Here is a 14091-nt window from a genome sequence, read left to right as displayed (position 1 = left end):
CTCGCGGGTGCGGGAGGCGACGGCGGATGCGCCGAGCGCGTTGCCGAGGACCTGGGGGAACACGGCGCCGGCGGTGTGGTCCGCCCTCTGGCGTGAAGCCGGCGGCTTCGACGGCCCCGAGGTGGTGGTCGCCGTAGCGAGCCACTGCCGGTGCCGTGGAGCCGTGGAGGAGGCGGGAGCCGACGGCCTGCACCAGCCTTGACGTGCCGGCAGACGGCGGTCGGGGCGGGCCGAGCGGCTTGCCCAGGCTGCGCATGTCAGGCCCCGGAGGCCCTCGTCGTCCAGGAATAGCACGGCGGACCGGACGATCTGTCCCGGGGTGAGCGTGTCGCGCGGCAAGGGCTCACGACAGGTCACCCGCCCGGCACTTGTTGCGAAGTCCGGGCGGGAGCCCTCCGGCGCGCCGTCCCCTCAGACCACGGCCCCCCGCCCGGGATCGCCGTCCTCGTCGTCGTCCGTCCGCATCCGCATCACCAGCGTCGCGAAGCCGCCGAGGAAGCCGCCGATGCCGAGGGTCGTCAGCCACCAGGTCATGTCCCAGCCCAGCAGCACCGCGAGGAGCAGCAGGACCGGGCCGCCCACGACACCCAGCCAGGCGAACTTGGCGGTCGTGTCGGCGGCCGGCAGCGGGGGCGGCTCGGGCGGTACGAAATGGCCCTCGTCGTCCTCGCCGAAGTCGTCGTCGGACGGCTCCGGCGCCGTGTGGTCGCGCGGACCGACGCCGGGCGCGAACGAGACCGAGCTGCCCAGCGGGCGGACTGGCTGCGCTTCGGCGGAGTCGTCGCGGTCGCTCTCCGCGTCCTTCTCGATCAGCGCGAGATCCTCCACCGACTTGAAGGGCCTGGAGCCCGGCGGGTCCGGCGGTTCCTCGCCGTACCCGGCGATGATGGCCCGCCAGACGGCGTCCTCGTCGAAGGGCACCCCCTGCTCGTCGTCGCGCTCCTCGCGGTTCTCGCGGTCGGAGTCGTGCTCAGCCAACTGCGGCCGTCCCTTCCCTGCCGACACTGGGTGCGAGCCGGCCGATGAAGGCGAGGCTCTCCTCGAAGATCCGGTCCGCGTCCTCGTCCAACGTCGCCACGTGGTAGCTGTGTTCCAGCACGTGCTCCGTCACGTCCGTGGACGACACCCGGCTCAGCACCCGGGCCGAGTCCGCCGCCGGGACGACATGGTCCTGGGCGCTGCGCAGCAGCAGCAACGGCTGGGTGACCTGGGGCAGCTCGCCGTCCAGCCGGCGCAGGAACACCCGCAGCGAGTGCGCCGCGTGCAGCGGCACCCGGTCGTACCCCAGCTCCGCCGCGCCCTCCTTCGCGATGTCGCTGGCGATGCCCTTCGTCGTCCGTACGAGATGCCGGGCCACCGGAAGGGCGTACGCCGACAGGCCGTGCACCTTGTTCGCCGGGTTGACGACCACCACGCCCGTGACCCGCTCGCCGTGCCGCGCGGCCAGGCGCAGCGCCAGTGCCCCGCCCATCGACAGGCCCGCGACGAACACCCGGGAACAGCGCTCGGAGAGCAGACGCAGCTCGCGGTCCACCTCCGCGTACCAGTCCTGCCAGCCCGTGACCTGCATGTCCTCCCAGCGGGTGCCGTGGCCGGGCAGCAGCGGCAGTGAGACGGTCAGGCCATGGGCCGCGTGGTGCTCCGCCCAGGGGCGCAGCGACTGGGGCGAGCCGGTGAAGCCGTGACAGAGGAGGACGCCCACCTCCCCGCCCTCCTGGCGGTACGGCTCGGCTCCGGGAAGAACCGGCACCTTTCGACTCTCCTGTTCCTGGGAGGCCCCCTCCGGTGACCGGCAGAACTCGTCCGGTGACCGGCAGAGGCGGGAAGTAACGCGCGGATGTGCTTCACCGTACGCGACCGCACTGACACCGACCAGGGTCGTCGGGCCCTTTGACGGTCCTCCGGGTTAAGGTCTGTTCGACGGAAACAGGAGGCACACGGGTGTTGTACGGCACGATGAAGGTCGCCATCGGCGGGCCGCTGAAGGTCGCCTTCAGACCCTGGGTGGAAGGCCTGGAGAACATTCCGCCCGAGGGCCCCGCCATCCTGGCCAGCAACCATCTGTCCTTCTCGGACTCGTTCTTCCTGCCGGCCGTCCTGGACCGCAAGGTCACGTTCATCGCGAAGGCCGAGTACTTCACCACCCCCGGCGTGAAGGGCCGTCTGACCGCCGCCTTCTTCAAGGGCGTCGGCCAGCTCCCGGTGGACCGCTCCGGGGCGCGCGGCGCCGGCGAGGCGGCGATCAAGAGCGGCATAGAGGTGCTGCGACGCGGCGAGCTGTTCGGCATCTACCCCGAGGGCACCCGCTCGCCCGACGGCCGGCTGTATCGGGGCAAGCCCGGCGGCCTCGCGCGCGTGGCGCTCGCCACCGGCGCGCCGGTCATCCCGGTCGCCATGATCGACACGGAGAAGATCCAGCCGCCCGGCAAGGTCGTGCCCAAGCTGATGCGGCCCGGCATCCGTATCGGCAAGCCCATGGACTTCAGCCGTTACCACGGCATGGAGCACGACCGCTTCGTGCTGCGCGCCCTGACCGACGAGGTCATGTACGAGATCATGAAGCTCTCCGGCCAGGAGTACGTCGACATGTACGCGACTGCCGCCAAGCGGCAGATCGCGGAGGCGGCGAAGGCGGCCAAGGAGGCGGAGAAGAAGAAGGCGGAAGGGGAGAAGGCGGAAGGGGAGAAGGCAGAGGCGTAGCGGGGGAACCGGGGGCCGGGGGGGACATGCCCAAGCGCGAGCGCGTCATGAGGATGTCGGTCGAGTTGCCGCTGTGGCGTGCGCTGACCGGCTACCGCGTGCTGACCATGCTGTACGCCATCGGCCTGTGCGCCAGCGCGTACTCCCACTTCGTACGTCCCTGGCTGGCCGTCGCCTACTACGCCGTCCTGGTCCTGTGGACCCTCGCCACCCTGCCCAGGGTGGCCGGCGAGGCCGCCTGCACCAAGGGCTTCCTGGCCGCCGACCTGACCGTCGCCGTCACCGGCATCCTGCTCACCCCGCTCGCCGACAACCACGAGCGGATCGTGGGCGGCGGCCCCACCCTGCCGACGATATGGACCGCCGGTTCGGTGCTGGCCTTCGCCATCAAGGGAGGCTGGCGCTGGGCGGCCGTCGCCTCCACGGCCGTGGCCGCCGCCAATCTGGTCGAGCGCGGTCACCCCGCCCGGGACACCGTGCACAACGTGATCCTCGTCTGGGTGGCCTCCATCGCCATCGGCTACGTCGTGGAGGTGGCCCGCGCCTCCGAGCGCACCCTCGCCCGCGCCCTGGAGATCGAGGCCGCGACCCGGGAGCGGGAGCGGCTGGCCCGCGACATCCACGACAGCGTGCTGCAGGTCCTGGCCATGGTGAAGCGCCGGGGCGCGGCCCTCGGCGGCGAGGCGGCCGAGCTGGGCCGGCTGGCCGGGGAGCAGGAGGTGGCGCTGCGCACCCTGGTCTCCGGCGGCCTGGTGCCGGTGTCCCGGGTGTCGGAGGACGTGGCCGCCGGAGCCGTCGTACGTGCCGTCGAGGAGCCGTACGAGGACGAACCGGCCGGCCCGGTCGATCTGCGCTCCCTGCTCGCCCCCTACGCGTGCGCCCGGGTCAGCCTCGCCGAGCCCGGCGCCCCGGTGCCGTTGCCGCCTGCCGCGGCCCGGGAGGTGGCCGCCGCGGTCGGAGCCGCCCTGGACAACGTCCGTAAGCACGCCGGTGAGGAGGTCCGGGCCTGGATCCTGGTCGAGGACGAGCCGGACGAGATCGTCGTGACCGTCCGGGACGAGGGTCCCGGCATCCCCGAGGGGCGGCTCGCCCAGGCCGAGGGCGAGGGCCGGCTCGGGGTGGCCCAGTCGATCCGCGGGCGGCTGCGGGACCTCGGCGGCAGCGCCGAGCTGATCTCCGTCCCCGGGCAGGGCACGGAAGTCGAACTGAAGGTACCGAAGGGCGCCGAACGGGCGCGGGGGAAGAAGGCGGAGCACCGATGACACAGCAGCAGCAGGACCCGATCAGGGTCATGGTGGTCGACGACCACCCCATGTGGCGCGACGCGGTCGCCCGGGACCTGGCCGAGTCCGGCTTCGAGGTGGTCGCCACCGCCGGCGACGGCGAGCAGGCGGTCCGCCGTGCCAAGGCCGCCGCTCCCGACGTCCTCGTGCTGGACCTCAACCTGCCCGCCAAGCCCGGCGTCCAGGTCTGCAAGGAACTGGTCGCCCACAACCCGGTGTTGCGCGTGCTGGTCCTCTCGGCCAGCGGCGAGCACGCCGACGTCCTGGAGGCGGTCAAGTCGGGCGCGACCGGCTATCTGCTGAAGTCGGCCTCCACCGAGGAACTGCTGGACGCGGTGCGCCGTACCGCCGTCGGCGACCCGGTGTTCACGCCGGGCCTCGCCGGGCTGGTGCTCGGTGAGTACCGCCGTCTGGCCTCCGAGCCCGCGCCCGCCCCCGACACCGACGAACCCGGGGCGCCCCGGCTGACCGACCGGGAGACGGAGGTGCTGCGGCTGGTCGCCAAGGGCCTGAGCTACAAGCAGATCGCCGAGCGCCTCGTCATCTCCCACCGCACCGTCCAGAACCACGTCCAGAACACCCTCGGCAAGCTCCAGTTGCACAACAGGGTCGAGTTGGTCCGGTACGCGATAGAACGCGGACTCGACGACGAATAGAGCGGGCATTCCGGTAACGCACCGGAATCACCCTTCCCGCCTCTCCCGATGTGACGCGAATCACCACTAGCGTGACTGGGCGTCAGGCAAGTGCGGTGAAGGGACACTTCCATGCGGGTCGGAGTACTGACCGGAGGCGGCGACTGCCCCGGGCTCAACGCCGTCATCCGGGGCATCGTGCGCAAAGGCGTGCAGGAGTACGGCTATGACTTCGTCGGCTTCCGGGACGGCTGGCGGGGTCCACTCGAGAACGACACGGTCTCCCTCGACATCCCCGCGGTGCGCGGCATCCTGCCCCGCGGCGGCACCATCCTCGGCTCCTCGCGGACCAACCCCCTCAAGGTGGAGAACGGCATCCGCCGCATCAAGGAGAACCTGGCCAAGCAGGAGGTCGAGGCCCTCATCGCGATCGGCGGCGAGGACACCCTGGGTGTCGCCGCGCGCCTGTCCGACGAGTACGGCGTGCCCTGCGTAGCCGTACCGAAGACCATCGACAACGACCTGTCCGCCACCGACTACACCTTCGGCTTCGACACGGCCGTCAACATCGCCACCGAGGCCATCGACCGCCTGCACACCACGGCCGAGTCCCATATGCGGGTCCTCGTCTGCGAGGTGATGGGCCGCCACGCCGGATGGATCGCCCTCCACTCGGGCCTCGCCGGCGGCGCCAACGTCATCCTCATTCCCGAACAGCGCTTCGACCTCGACCAGGTGTGCGCCTGGATCACCTCCCGCTTCAAGGCGTCGTACGCCCCGATCGTCGTCGTCGCCGAGGGCGCCATGCCGAAGGACGGCGAGATGGTCCTCAAGGACGAGTCGACGGACTCCTTCGGGCACGTCCGCCTCTCCGGGGTCGGCGAGTGGCTGGCCAAGGAGATCGAGAAGCGCACCGGCAAGGAGGCCCGCACCACGGTCCTCGGGCACATCCAGCGCGGCGGCACCCCCAGCGCCTTCGACCGCTGGCTGGCCACCCGCTTCGGCCTGCACGCCATCGAGGCCGTCCGCGAGGGCGACTTCGGCACGATGGTCGCCCTGCGCGGCACCGACATCATCCGCGTCCCGATCGCCGAGGCCACGGCCAGACTGAAGACGGTGGACCCGAAGTTGTACGAGGAGGTGGGGGTGTTCTTCGGCTGACGGCCCGTTCGGGGCGAGGCAGGGGCCTGGCGGCCACAGCCCGCCGGGACCCTCCCTCAGCTCGGCCTGCTCGCCCCGCGCAAGCCGGCCGATCAGCTCCCGCACCACCGAGGCCCCGTTCAGGGTCAGCACCGACTCCGGGTGGAACTGCACCCCGGCGAACCCGGGACCCCGTACCGCGTGCACCTCTCCGTTCTCCGACCGGCTCACCTCCACCCCCTGTGCGGCCAGCTCCCGGGCGGCCACCTCGTCACAGCGGGCCACGAAGCTGTTGTAGAAGCCGACGGTCTCCGGCCTCCCGAACAGGTCGATCGTGGTCTGCGCCCCCTGGTACGGCACCTCCTTCCGCACGATCTCCAGCCCCAGTTCGGCCGCGAGCAGCTCATGACCCAGGCAGACCCCGAGCACGCCGTGCGTGTGCTCCCGGAGCACCTCGGCGGCCAGCTCCCGCAGCACGCGCATCTTCGGGGCGGCGAGGTCCGAGGGGTTCCCCGGGCCGGGTCCGAGCACGACCGGCCCCCCGTGCGCGAGCACGGCCTTCCGCAGCCCCGGCTCGTCGTACCGCCGGACGGTCACCTCGAGCCCCGCGGAGCGCAGCACATGCGCCAGCATCGCCGTGAAGGTGTCCTCGCCGTCGACCACGAGCGCGTGCCCGTCGAGGGCCGCCGACCGCTCCTGCATCCGCAGCCAGAACGGCGCGAGCGACGAGCGGCGCCCGTCCAGTGCGGCCCGCACCCGGGGATCATCGGCCAGCCGGGGCCGTACGGCCTCCGCACGGGGCCTTCCCGGACGTACGCCGAGAGCAGCGAGCACCCCCGCCGCCTTCGCGTGCGTCTCCGCCACCTCGCCCGCCGGGTCCGAGCCGCGCACGAGCGTCGCGCCGACCGGAACCCGCAGTCGGCCGTCGCGGGAGATGTCGGCGGTGCGGATAAGGATGGGGGAGTCCAGGGTCTGGGCGCCGCCGGAGTCCCGGCCGAGCAGCGCCAGCGCGCCCGCGTAGTAGCCGCGCCCCGCACCGTCCCGCCCGAGGGGCTCGTACCGCTCGATCACCCGGCACGCGTTCTGCACCGGCGAGCCGGTGACGGTCGCCGCGAACATGGTCTCCTTCAGCACCTCCCGCACGTCCAGCGAGGACTTCCCGCGCAGCTCGTACTCGGTGTGCGCGAGGTGCGCCATCTCCTTCAGCCGGGGACCGACGACCACCCCGCCCATGTCGCCGACGGTGCACATCATCTTGAGCTCCTCGTCGACGACCATCGACAGCTCCTCGACCTCCTTGCCGTCGGCGAGGAAGTCCAGCAGGTGCTCCGGCGTCGGCCCGCCGGCCGGATAGCGGTACGTCCCGCTGATCGGGTTCATCACGACGGTCCCGCCGGACATCCGCACGTGCACCTCGGGACTGGCCCCGACCAGCGTCCGGTCCCCGGTGTGCACGACGAACGTCCAGTACGCGCCCCGCTCGCCCTCCAGCAGCCGCCGGAACAGGGCGAGGGCGTCGGCGCGGGAGAACCCCGGGATCCCGCCCTCGTACGTCCGCCGGATCACGAAGTTCGCGCCCTCACCGCGGCCGATCTCCTCGCGCAGGACCCGCCCGACGATCTCGCCGTACTCCTCGTCGCCGACGTCGAAGCCGCCGCCCTCGACCCGCACCTCGTGCCCGGGCAGCTGAGCGAGGGCGTCCTGGAGGGGCAGCGTGCGCGACTCCTCGGGGACCAGCACCGCAAGGGGCGTGCCGTCGTCGCGGACGTCGAAGCCGCGCTCACGGATCTGGCGGAACGGGACGAGGGCGAGGCACTCGTCGGGCAGGTCGGCGAGCCGCTCGTACTCCGTGACGGGGCCGATCAGCAGCTCGACCAGGTCAGGGGCGTGGCCGGGGGTGCGGCGGTGCAGCAGGGCGAACGGGCGGGGATCGTCGAGCAGGTCACGCGGATGCATGGGTCCGTTTCCTTCTCAATGGGAGGAACGGACCGGGCCGGAAAACGCCGAAGGCCGCCCCTCGGGCGGCCTTCGCGAAGTCGTGGGTACGCGCAGTCAGTGGGCCGCCGGATGAGCGGTCCACCACCAGGTGCGGGTCGAATGCGCGAACATGTCCGGCACCTTACCCCATGCCGCCGAGGTTACGATCTCCGTCTGGTATTTGACATGTCCCACTCGACTCCACGGAAGGTGTGCATGGGACTCATACGGGGATCCAGGCTGCTGGCCTGGATGGCGGCCACCGCGGCGCTGCTGACCGGCCTCACGGCGCAGCCCGCATCGGCTGCGGACTCGCCGACGATGACGAAACTCTCGCTCGGCGCCGACCAGTTCAAGCTGACCGACACCAGCTACGTCTCGGCCACGGACAACCTGTACAACAACCACCTCACCCACCACGCCGGCCTCTCCGACGTCGTCACCACCGACTACACGAAGAACTCCTCCGGGGCGACCGACGACTGGCTGAACCTGCGCTCGATGCGCTCCTGTACCGGCACCGAGACCAAGGCGCTGCCCCCCGCGGGCACCAAGACCGCCTGGTGCTGGTCGAGCGCCCACACGGACGACACCAGTCCGCACTGGTGGCCCCAGGGCCTGAGCACCACGGGCACCGCCGACGGTGCCGACGGCGCCATCCAGGGCAGGCACGTGGCGGCGGTCTCCTGGCACTACCGGACGCTCAGCCACGAGACCTCCGCGGGCTGCAAGACCAACAACCTGCTCAAGCTGACCTTCCTCGACCGGGACACCCGCAAGTACCGCCACGTCCTGCTCGCCGAGCCCACCGGCTCGGGTAGTGATTTCAAGTACGTGACCGGCCACGGCGGCGGCATCGTCTGGTACGCGAACTACATCTACGTGACGGACACCTCGAACGGCATCCGGGTCTTCGACATCAACAAGCTCGCGAAGGTCGACACCTACGGCTCCGACGTGAGCACCTACGGCATCGACGGTGCCGGCCGGTCCAGCGCCTGCGGCTATCCGTACGTCCTGCCGGAGGTCCACTACTACCGGCAGGCGGGCACGCCGTCCGACTGCTCGGGCCACACCATCGACCCCCAGCAGCTGTGCTTCTCCTGGCTCTCGCTGGACAAGACCGGCGGCGGCCCGTTCAAGCTGGTCGCCGGTGAGTGGCAGGGCTACGTCGACGGCGGCCGCGTGGTGCGGTACCAGCTGAACCCGGCCAGCGCCTCGTCGTACCCGGGCCTGCTCACCATGTCCGGCGGCAGAACCGTGATCCAGGACGCCTACGCAGCCTCTCGCTACCGGGGCCTGCAGGGCGGTATGACCTGGACCGACGGCCAGGGTGTGCTGAACTTCGGCTTCCACAAGGGGTGCGGCACCGTGCCCGGCGTGTACTCGCACACCTGGGTGGGCGACACCCGGGCCGCGACGTCCTGCGCGGCCGGCGGCAACTGGGCGGCGGGCCCGCCCCAGGCTCTCAGCTACTGGCCGAAGCTCGACGCCACCCAGGTCGACGAGGTGTGGGGGCTGACCGAGGGCTTCTGCGCGGGCACCGACCTCAAGGCTGCCCATGACGAGTTCGTCCCCGCCGCCCCGGTGAGCGAGGACGACGTGTGCAAGGACTACAAGGGAGCGGACAACCTCTCCCTGCGCGCCGTCTTCTCCGTCGGTTTCACCGACCCCGCGGTACAGAACCGGCACTGACCCCCGAGTGACCGCCCGGAACGGGTCCGCCGCGCGCAGGCCACGCGGCGGACCCGTCCGTCTCATCTTTTGAGCCGGCGCTTGGACGCCTGCGGTGACCCCGTAATGTTGACGGCGTGACCGTGAACGCAACCAGCCCCAGCGCTGGCAACACCTGGCGAAACCTGCCCGCGGCGCAGCAGCCCGAGTACCCCGACCCCGAGGCTCTGCGCGCAGTGATCGCGGACCTCGAGTCGTATCCGCCGCTCGTCTTCGCGGGCGAGTGCGACCAGCTGCGCGCCCGGATGGCGGCCGTCGCCAAGGGAGAGGCGTTCCTCCTCCAGGGCGGCGACTGCGCCGAGGCCTTCGACGCGGTGTCCGCCGACCAGATCCGCAACAAGCTCAAGACGCTCCTCCAGATGGGTGCCGTCCTGACCTACGCGGCCTCCGTGCCCGTGGTGAAGGTCGGCCGGATCGCGGGGCAGTACTCCAAGCCGCGCTCCAAGCCGACCGAGACCCGCGACGGCGTGACGCTCCCGGTGTACCGGGGCGACTCCGTCAACGGCTTCGACTTCACCGAGGCCAGCCGCATCCCGGACCCGGAGCGGCTGAAGCGCATGTACCACGCCTCGGCGTCCACGCTGAACCTGGTGCGCGCCTTCACCACCGGCGGTTACGCCGACCTGCGCCAGGTGCACGCCTGGAACCAGGACTTCGTGCGGACCTCGCCGTCGGGCCAGCGCTACGAGCAGCTCGCGCGCGAGATCGACAACGCGCTGAACTTCATGCGGGCCTGCGGCACCGACCCGGAGGAGTTCAAGACCGTCGAGTTCTACTCCTCGCACGAGGCGCTGCTGCTGGACTACGAGTCCGCCCTGACCCGGGTCGACTCCCGCACCGGCAAGCTGTACGACGTCTCCGCGCACATGGTGTGGATCGGTGAGCGCACCCGGCAGCTGGACCACGCGCACATCGAGTTCGCCTCGAAGATCCGCAACCCGATCGGCATCAAGCTCGGCCCGACCACGACGGCCGAGGAGGCGCTGCAGTACATCGACCGCCTCGACCCCGAGCGGGAGCCGGGCCGGCTGACCTTCGTCGTCCGCATGGGCGCCGACAAGATCCGCGACCGCCTCCCCGAGCTGGTGGAGAAGGTCACGGCGTCCGGTGCGACCGTGGCCTGGGTGACCGACCCGATGCACGGCAACACCTTCGAGGCGGCCTCCGGGCACAAGACGCGCCGCTTCGACGACGTGCTCGACGAGGTCAAGGGCTTCTTCGAGGTCCACAAGGCGCTCGGCACCCACCCGGGCGGTATCCACGTGGAGCTGACCGGCGACGACGTCACCGAGTGCGTGGGCGGCGGCGACGAGATCTTCGTCGACGACCTGCACCAGCGCTACGAGACGGCCTGTGACCCGCGCCTGAACCGCAGCCAGTCGCTGGACCTGGCGTTCCTCGTCGCCGAGATGTACCGCGACCAGTAGTCACCCTGGGGCGCGGATCACACCCGATCCGCGCCCCACCCACTTTTGCGGGTACCGGGGGGGCGGGTAAGGTTAGGTTTGCCTCACCGGGAAACGGGATGGCAGCAAGACAGCGATCCCGTCGGGAGGTGTGCCGCGTGTACGTCTGCAGTTGCTTCGGCATCACCGAGAAGCAGGTCCAGCAGCATGCGGAGAACGGGGCCTGCACCCCGCGCCAGATTGCCTCCGCGTGCAAGGCCGGCACCGACTGCGGATCGTGCGTACGCCGCATCCAGGCCATCCTCGGCCGTGGCGCCTGCCCGCGCCGGGAGCTCGCCGAGCAGGGCCGGCCCATCCTGACCCCCCTGGACGAGGCGGCCTAGCCCTCCGGCTGCTCGATCAGCTGGGCGATGTAGAGCGCCTCCCCGAGCTTGTCCAGCAGCTCCAGCTGGGTGTCGAGGTAGTCGATGTGGTGTTCCTCGTCGGCGAGGATGTCCTCGAAGATGTTCGCCGACGTGATGTCGCCCTTCTCGCGCATCACCTTGATGCCCCGCCGGAGCCGGTCGATCGCCTCCACCTCGATCTGCCGGTCCGCCTCGAACATCTCCCGGACCGTCTGCCCCACCCGCACGTGGAACAGCCGCTGGTAGTTGGGCAGCCCCTCCAGGAACAGGATCCGGTCGGTGAGCACCTCAGCGTGCTTCATCTCGTCGAACGACTCGTGCCGCGTGTACTTGGCGAGCTTCGTCCAGCCGAAGTTCTCCTGCATCTTCGCGTGCAGGAAGTACTGGTTGATCGCGGTCAGCTCGGCGGTGAGCTGCTCGTTGAGGAACTCGATGACCTCGGGGTCGCCCTGCATCGCAGCGGGCTCCTTCCACACGAAGGGACGGGGAGGTGTGCGGCGGCATGATTGCACCGGCGGAGAAGATCGTCCAGTAAGTGCGTACTTAGTAAGTATGTGCTTGGTTAATGGCTCATGTCCGGTTCGGGGGCGGGTGGTCAAGGGCACTGCCCGAGGTCTGTCAGGATGGATACATGGGTCATCCGGTGGAGCGAGAGTCTGGAGCAGCGGCAGGGTCCGAGCTTCCGCCGGGTCAGCGGCTCCAGCGCGGCTGGCCGGTCACGCACTACGGGCCCGTCCCCAAGTTCCGGCCCGAGCGCTGGGAGTTCCGGGTCTTCGGCGCCACCGCCGACGGCGACAAGCGCACCTGGAACCACGAGGAGTTCACGGCCCTGCCGTACACCACCGTGGTGGCCGATCTGCACTGCGTGACGAAGTTCAGCATGGTCGGCGCGGAGTGGGGCGGCATCCCGGCCCGCGTGATCCTGGACCTGGCCCCGCCGGCGCCGGACGTCACCCATGTGATGGTCTGGGCGGAGTACGGCTTCAGCTCGAACCTGCGCCTGGCGGACTTCGCCTCGGACCGTACGATCTTCGCCACCCACAAGGACGGGGAACTCCTCACCGCCGAGCACGGCTTCCCGGTCCGCCTGATCGTGCCCCACCTGTACGCCTGGAAGGGCCCGAAGTGGGTCCGCGGTGTGGAGTACATGACCGCCGACCGTCGCGGCTTCTGGGAGGAGCGCGGCTACCACAACATCGGCGACCCCTGGAGGGAGCAGCGCTACTCCTACCAGGAGGAGCCCGGGGACGGCCCCGAGCTCTGACTCCTGGTCCCCGGGCGCGTCAGTGGTGGTACCGGTGCACCACGGCGTGCCCCTTGCCCCGCCCGATCATCCACCTGTTGACCGGGGTGGTCACCACGAAGGCGATCACGAGCGAGATCGCCAGCGATATCCAGAACAGGGCATCGCTCAGCATGGCGTCCATCGCGGACGGCCACAGCAGGATCACGCCGTTGTCGATCAGCTCCATCACCGCGATGGACAGCGTGTCAGCGGCCAGCGCCACCCGGAACGCCGTACGGAAGTCGACGCCGGCCAGCAGCACCCCGCGCAGGGTGAGCGAGTAGCCGAAGGCGAAGGCCAGGACGACCGCCAGCACCATGGTCGGCAGGTTGCCCCACCCGAGGGCCGTACCGATGACCATGCCGAGCACCTCGCCGATGGCGCAGCCGGTGAGGCAGTGCAGGGTGGCCTGGGCGGCGGTGGACCAGGTGGCCGCCGGGGTGTGGCCATGGTGGGCGGAGTGGTCGTGAGGGTGGTCGTGCGCCGTGTGCTCCTGGTGCCCGTGGGCCATGTGCTCCATGAGTTCCCCCGATCGCGAGTAGCGGATCCTGCGACTCACAGGAACCATGTACCCCCCAGGGGTATTCCTGACGGCTCAGCAATCCCGGAGTTTCTTCAGCCGCTCCACGTCCGCCGCGTGCCCCTCCTTGCCGCCCGGCGTCTCGATGATCAGCGGGACGCCCGCGGTCGCCGGGTGGGTCATCAGGGCGCGGAAAGGGGCCTCCCCGATGTGACCGGCGCCGATGTTCTCGTGCCGGTCCTTGTGCGCGCCGGCCACGTCCTTGGAGTCGTTGGCGTGGATCAGCTTCAGCCGGCCCTCCCCGACCGTGTCCACCAGCAGGTCCAGGGTCTGGTGCATGCCGCTCGGCCCGGTCAGGTCGTGCCCGGCGGCGAAGATGTGACACGTGTCGAGGCACACACCCAGCTTCGGATGGGCGTCCAGCGCCTCGAAGTACGGCCCGAAGTCCCAGGTCCGCGAGCACAGCGAGGCGCCCTGCCCGGCGGTCGACTCCAGCAGCAGGAACGGGTCGTCGTCGTGGGTCAGCTCGTCCAGCAGAGGCAGCAGATACGCGCGCACCTGCTTCAGCGCCACCTCCCGCGCCCGCCCGCCGGTCGCGCTGCCGGTGTGCACGACCACACCCAGCGCGCCGATCTCCCGCCCGCGCCGCAGCGAGTGCCGCAGGGACTCCACCGACCGCTCCACGGTCGCCTCGGTGTGCGAGCCGAAGTTGATCAGATAGGGCGCGTGGACGTACGCCGGAATCGACTCCTCGGCGCACTCCGCGCGGAACGCCTCGTCCTGCCGCGGGTTCCCGGCGGGCGTGGCCCAGCCGCGCGGGTTGGCGACGAAGACCTGCACGGTCTCGGCCTTCAGGTCGCGGGCGTACGACAGCCCCACGGAATGCAGGCCGCCGGCCACGGGGACATGACCGCCAACGGGGTTTCGGGGGAGAGAGGACTGCTCGGCACTCACCCGTTCAGGGTGTCACGCCCGCCCCGGACCCCGGACCCCGGTCCCCGGTGACC

Annotated in this window: 14 protein-coding genes and 1 pseudogene; 8 read left to right on the top strand and 7 right to left on the bottom strand. The window is 70.7% G+C overall.

What is annotated here, in order from left to right:
* Nucleotides 1-411: 411 nt before the first annotated feature.
* Entirely contained in the window at nucleotides 412-978 is a 567-nt protein-coding gene (locus ABZ079_RS19355; RefSeq protein WP_356940633.1) for a hypothetical protein, read from the bottom strand.
* Nucleotides 971-1750: an alpha/beta fold hydrolase gene (locus tag ABZ079_RS19350; RefSeq protein ID WP_356940632.1), complete on the bottom strand. Its 780-nt coding sequence runs from the start codon at nucleotides 1748-1750 to the stop codon at nucleotides 971-973. The genes ABZ079_RS19355 and ABZ079_RS19350 overlap by 8 nt, the downstream gene beginning before the upstream one ends.
* A gap of 206 nt (nucleotides 1751-1956) precedes the next feature.
* Between ABZ079_RS19350 and ABZ079_RS19345 the strand changes: the two genes are divergently transcribed.
* The 4 genes from ABZ079_RS19345 (at nucleotide 1957) to ABZ079_RS19330 (ending at nucleotide 5779) form a co-directional block, all read left to right on the top strand.
* The gene (locus tag ABZ079_RS19345) at nucleotides 1957-2700 is read left to right on the top strand and encodes a lysophospholipid acyltransferase family protein (protein ID WP_356940680.1); all 744 of its coding nucleotides are present in this window, start codon (nucleotides 1957-1959) and stop codon (nucleotides 2698-2700) included.
* Between the two features lie 26 nt (nucleotides 2701-2726).
* Nucleotides 2727-3962: a DUF5931 domain-containing protein gene (locus ABZ079_RS19340; protein WP_356940631.1), complete on the top strand. Its 1236-nt coding sequence runs from the start codon at nucleotides 2727-2729 to the stop codon at nucleotides 3960-3962.
* Nucleotides 3959-4639, top strand: a complete 681-nt coding sequence (locus ABZ079_RS19335; protein WP_356940630.1) for a response regulator transcription factor — start codon at nucleotides 3959-3961, stop codon at nucleotides 4637-4639. Before ABZ079_RS19340 ends, ABZ079_RS19335 begins: the two co-directional genes overlap by 4 nt.
* 111 nt (nucleotides 4640-4750) lie before the next feature.
* Nucleotides 4751-5779 carry a 6-phosphofructokinase gene (locus tag ABZ079_RS19330; RefSeq protein ID WP_356940679.1) on the top strand — a complete coding sequence of 343 codons (1029 nt, stop codon included), beginning with the start codon at nucleotides 4751-4753 and terminating at the stop codon, nucleotides 5777-5779.
* A gap of 81 nt (nucleotides 5780-5860) precedes the next feature.
* Here ABZ079_RS19330 and ABZ079_RS19325 read toward each other — a convergent pair.
* Together ABZ079_RS19325 and ABZ079_RS19320 are read right to left on the bottom strand one after the other, a co-directional pair.
* Nucleotides 5861-7714, bottom strand: a pseudogene (locus ABZ079_RS19325) (anthranilate synthase family protein); the annotation flags it as partial.
* 96 nt (nucleotides 7715-7810) lie between these two features.
* Nucleotides 7811-7867 carry a trp operon leader peptide gene (locus ABZ079_RS19320; protein WP_078493144.1) on the bottom strand — a complete coding sequence of 19 codons (57 nt, stop codon included), beginning with the start codon at nucleotides 7865-7867 and terminating at the stop codon, nucleotides 7811-7813.
* An 84-nt stretch (nucleotides 7868-7951) separates the two neighbouring features.
* Here ABZ079_RS19320 and ABZ079_RS19315 point away from each other — a divergent pair, with 84 nt between their 5' ends.
* The 3 genes from ABZ079_RS19315 (at nucleotide 7952) to ABZ079_RS19305 (ending at nucleotide 11258) form a co-directional block, all read left to right on the top strand.
* Nucleotides 7952-9430, top strand: coding sequence for a hypothetical protein (locus tag ABZ079_RS19315; protein WP_356940629.1), 1479 nt, complete (start codon nucleotides 7952-7954; stop codon nucleotides 9428-9430).
* Between the two features lie 116 nt (nucleotides 9431-9546).
* Nucleotides 9547-10896, top strand: coding sequence for a class II 3-deoxy-7-phosphoheptulonate synthase (locus ABZ079_RS19310; RefSeq protein WP_356940628.1), 1350 nt, complete (start codon nucleotides 9547-9549; stop codon nucleotides 10894-10896).
* A gap of 137 nt (nucleotides 10897-11033) precedes the next feature.
* Nucleotides 11034-11258 carry a (2Fe-2S)-binding protein gene (locus ABZ079_RS19305; protein ID WP_356940627.1) on the top strand — a complete coding sequence of 75 codons (225 nt, stop codon included), beginning with the start codon at nucleotides 11034-11036 and terminating at the stop codon, nucleotides 11256-11258.
* Here the strand turns inward: ABZ079_RS19305 and bfr are convergent.
* Nucleotides 11255-11734 (bottom strand): bacterioferritin, encoded by a 480-nt coding sequence (gene bfr, locus ABZ079_RS19300; RefSeq protein ID WP_356940626.1) that lies wholly within the window; start codon nucleotides 11732-11734, stop codon nucleotides 11255-11257. The two genes, ABZ079_RS19305 and bfr, sit on opposite strands and share 4 nt — an antisense overlap.
* Nucleotides 11735-11910: 176 nt before the next feature.
* On the opposite strand from bfr, the gene ABZ079_RS19295 reads away from it, so the two are divergent.
* On the top strand, nucleotides 11911-12543 hold the full coding sequence (locus ABZ079_RS19295) for a sulfite oxidase-like oxidoreductase (protein ID WP_356940625.1): 633 nt from the start codon (nucleotides 11911-11913) through the stop codon (nucleotides 12541-12543).
* 19 nt (nucleotides 12544-12562) lie between these two features.
* Here the strand turns inward: ABZ079_RS19295 and ABZ079_RS19290 are convergent, their stop codons facing one another.
* Together ABZ079_RS19290 and ABZ079_RS19285 are read right to left on the bottom strand one after the other, a co-directional pair.
* The gene (locus tag ABZ079_RS19290) at nucleotides 12563-13084 is read right to left on the bottom strand and encodes a DUF4396 domain-containing protein (RefSeq protein WP_356940678.1); all 522 of its coding nucleotides are present in this window, start codon (nucleotides 13082-13084) and stop codon (nucleotides 12563-12565) included.
* A gap of 75 nt (nucleotides 13085-13159) precedes the next feature.
* A complete protein-coding gene (locus ABZ079_RS19285) occupies nucleotides 13160-14038 on the bottom strand; it encodes a deoxyribonuclease IV (RefSeq protein ID WP_356940624.1) in 879 nt (292 codons plus the stop codon).
* Nucleotides 14039-14091 lie beyond the last annotated feature (53 nt).

The organism is Streptomyces sp. NPDC006314 (assembly GCF_040613075.1).
In the GTDB taxonomy this organism is placed as follows: Bacteria; Actinomycetota; Actinomycetes; order Streptomycetales; family Streptomycetaceae; genus Streptomyces.
Note: the sequence above shows the minus strand (reverse complement) of the source record. Positions and strands in the feature narration are given on the sequence as shown.

What these genes read in the sequence shown, in the direction of transcription:
- ABZ079_RS19335 (WP_356940630.1), top strand. Translation starts at nt 3,959, where the DNA reads ATGACACAGCAGCAGCAGGACCCGATCAGGGTCATGGTGGTCGACGAC.
- ABZ079_RS19345 (WP_356940680.1), top strand. Translation starts at nt 1,957, where the DNA reads ATGAAGGTCGCCATCGGCGGGCCGCTGAAGGTCGCCTTCAGACCCTGG.
- ABZ079_RS19330 (WP_356940679.1), top strand. Translation starts at nt 4,751, where the DNA reads ATGCGGGTCGGAGTACTGACCGGAGGCGGCGACTGCCCCGGGCTCAAC.
- bfr (WP_356940626.1), bottom strand. Translation starts at nt 11,734, where the DNA reads ATGCAGGGCGACCCCGAGGTCATCGAGTTCCTCAACGAGCAGCTCACC.
- ABZ079_RS19295 (WP_356940625.1), top strand. Translation starts at nt 11,911, where the DNA reads ATGGGTCATCCGGTGGAGCGAGAGTCTGGAGCAGCGGCAGGGTCCGAG.
- ABZ079_RS19290 (WP_356940678.1), bottom strand. Translation starts at nt 13,084, where the DNA reads ATGGAGCACATGGCCCACGGGCACCAGGAGCACACGGCGCACGACCAC.
- ABZ079_RS19340 (WP_356940631.1), top strand. Translation starts at nt 2,727, where the DNA reads ATGCCCAAGCGCGAGCGCGTCATGAGGATGTCGGTCGAGTTGCCGCTG.
- ABZ079_RS19315 (WP_356940629.1), top strand. Translation starts at nt 7,952, where the DNA reads ATGGGACTCATACGGGGATCCAGGCTGCTGGCCTGGATGGCGGCCACC.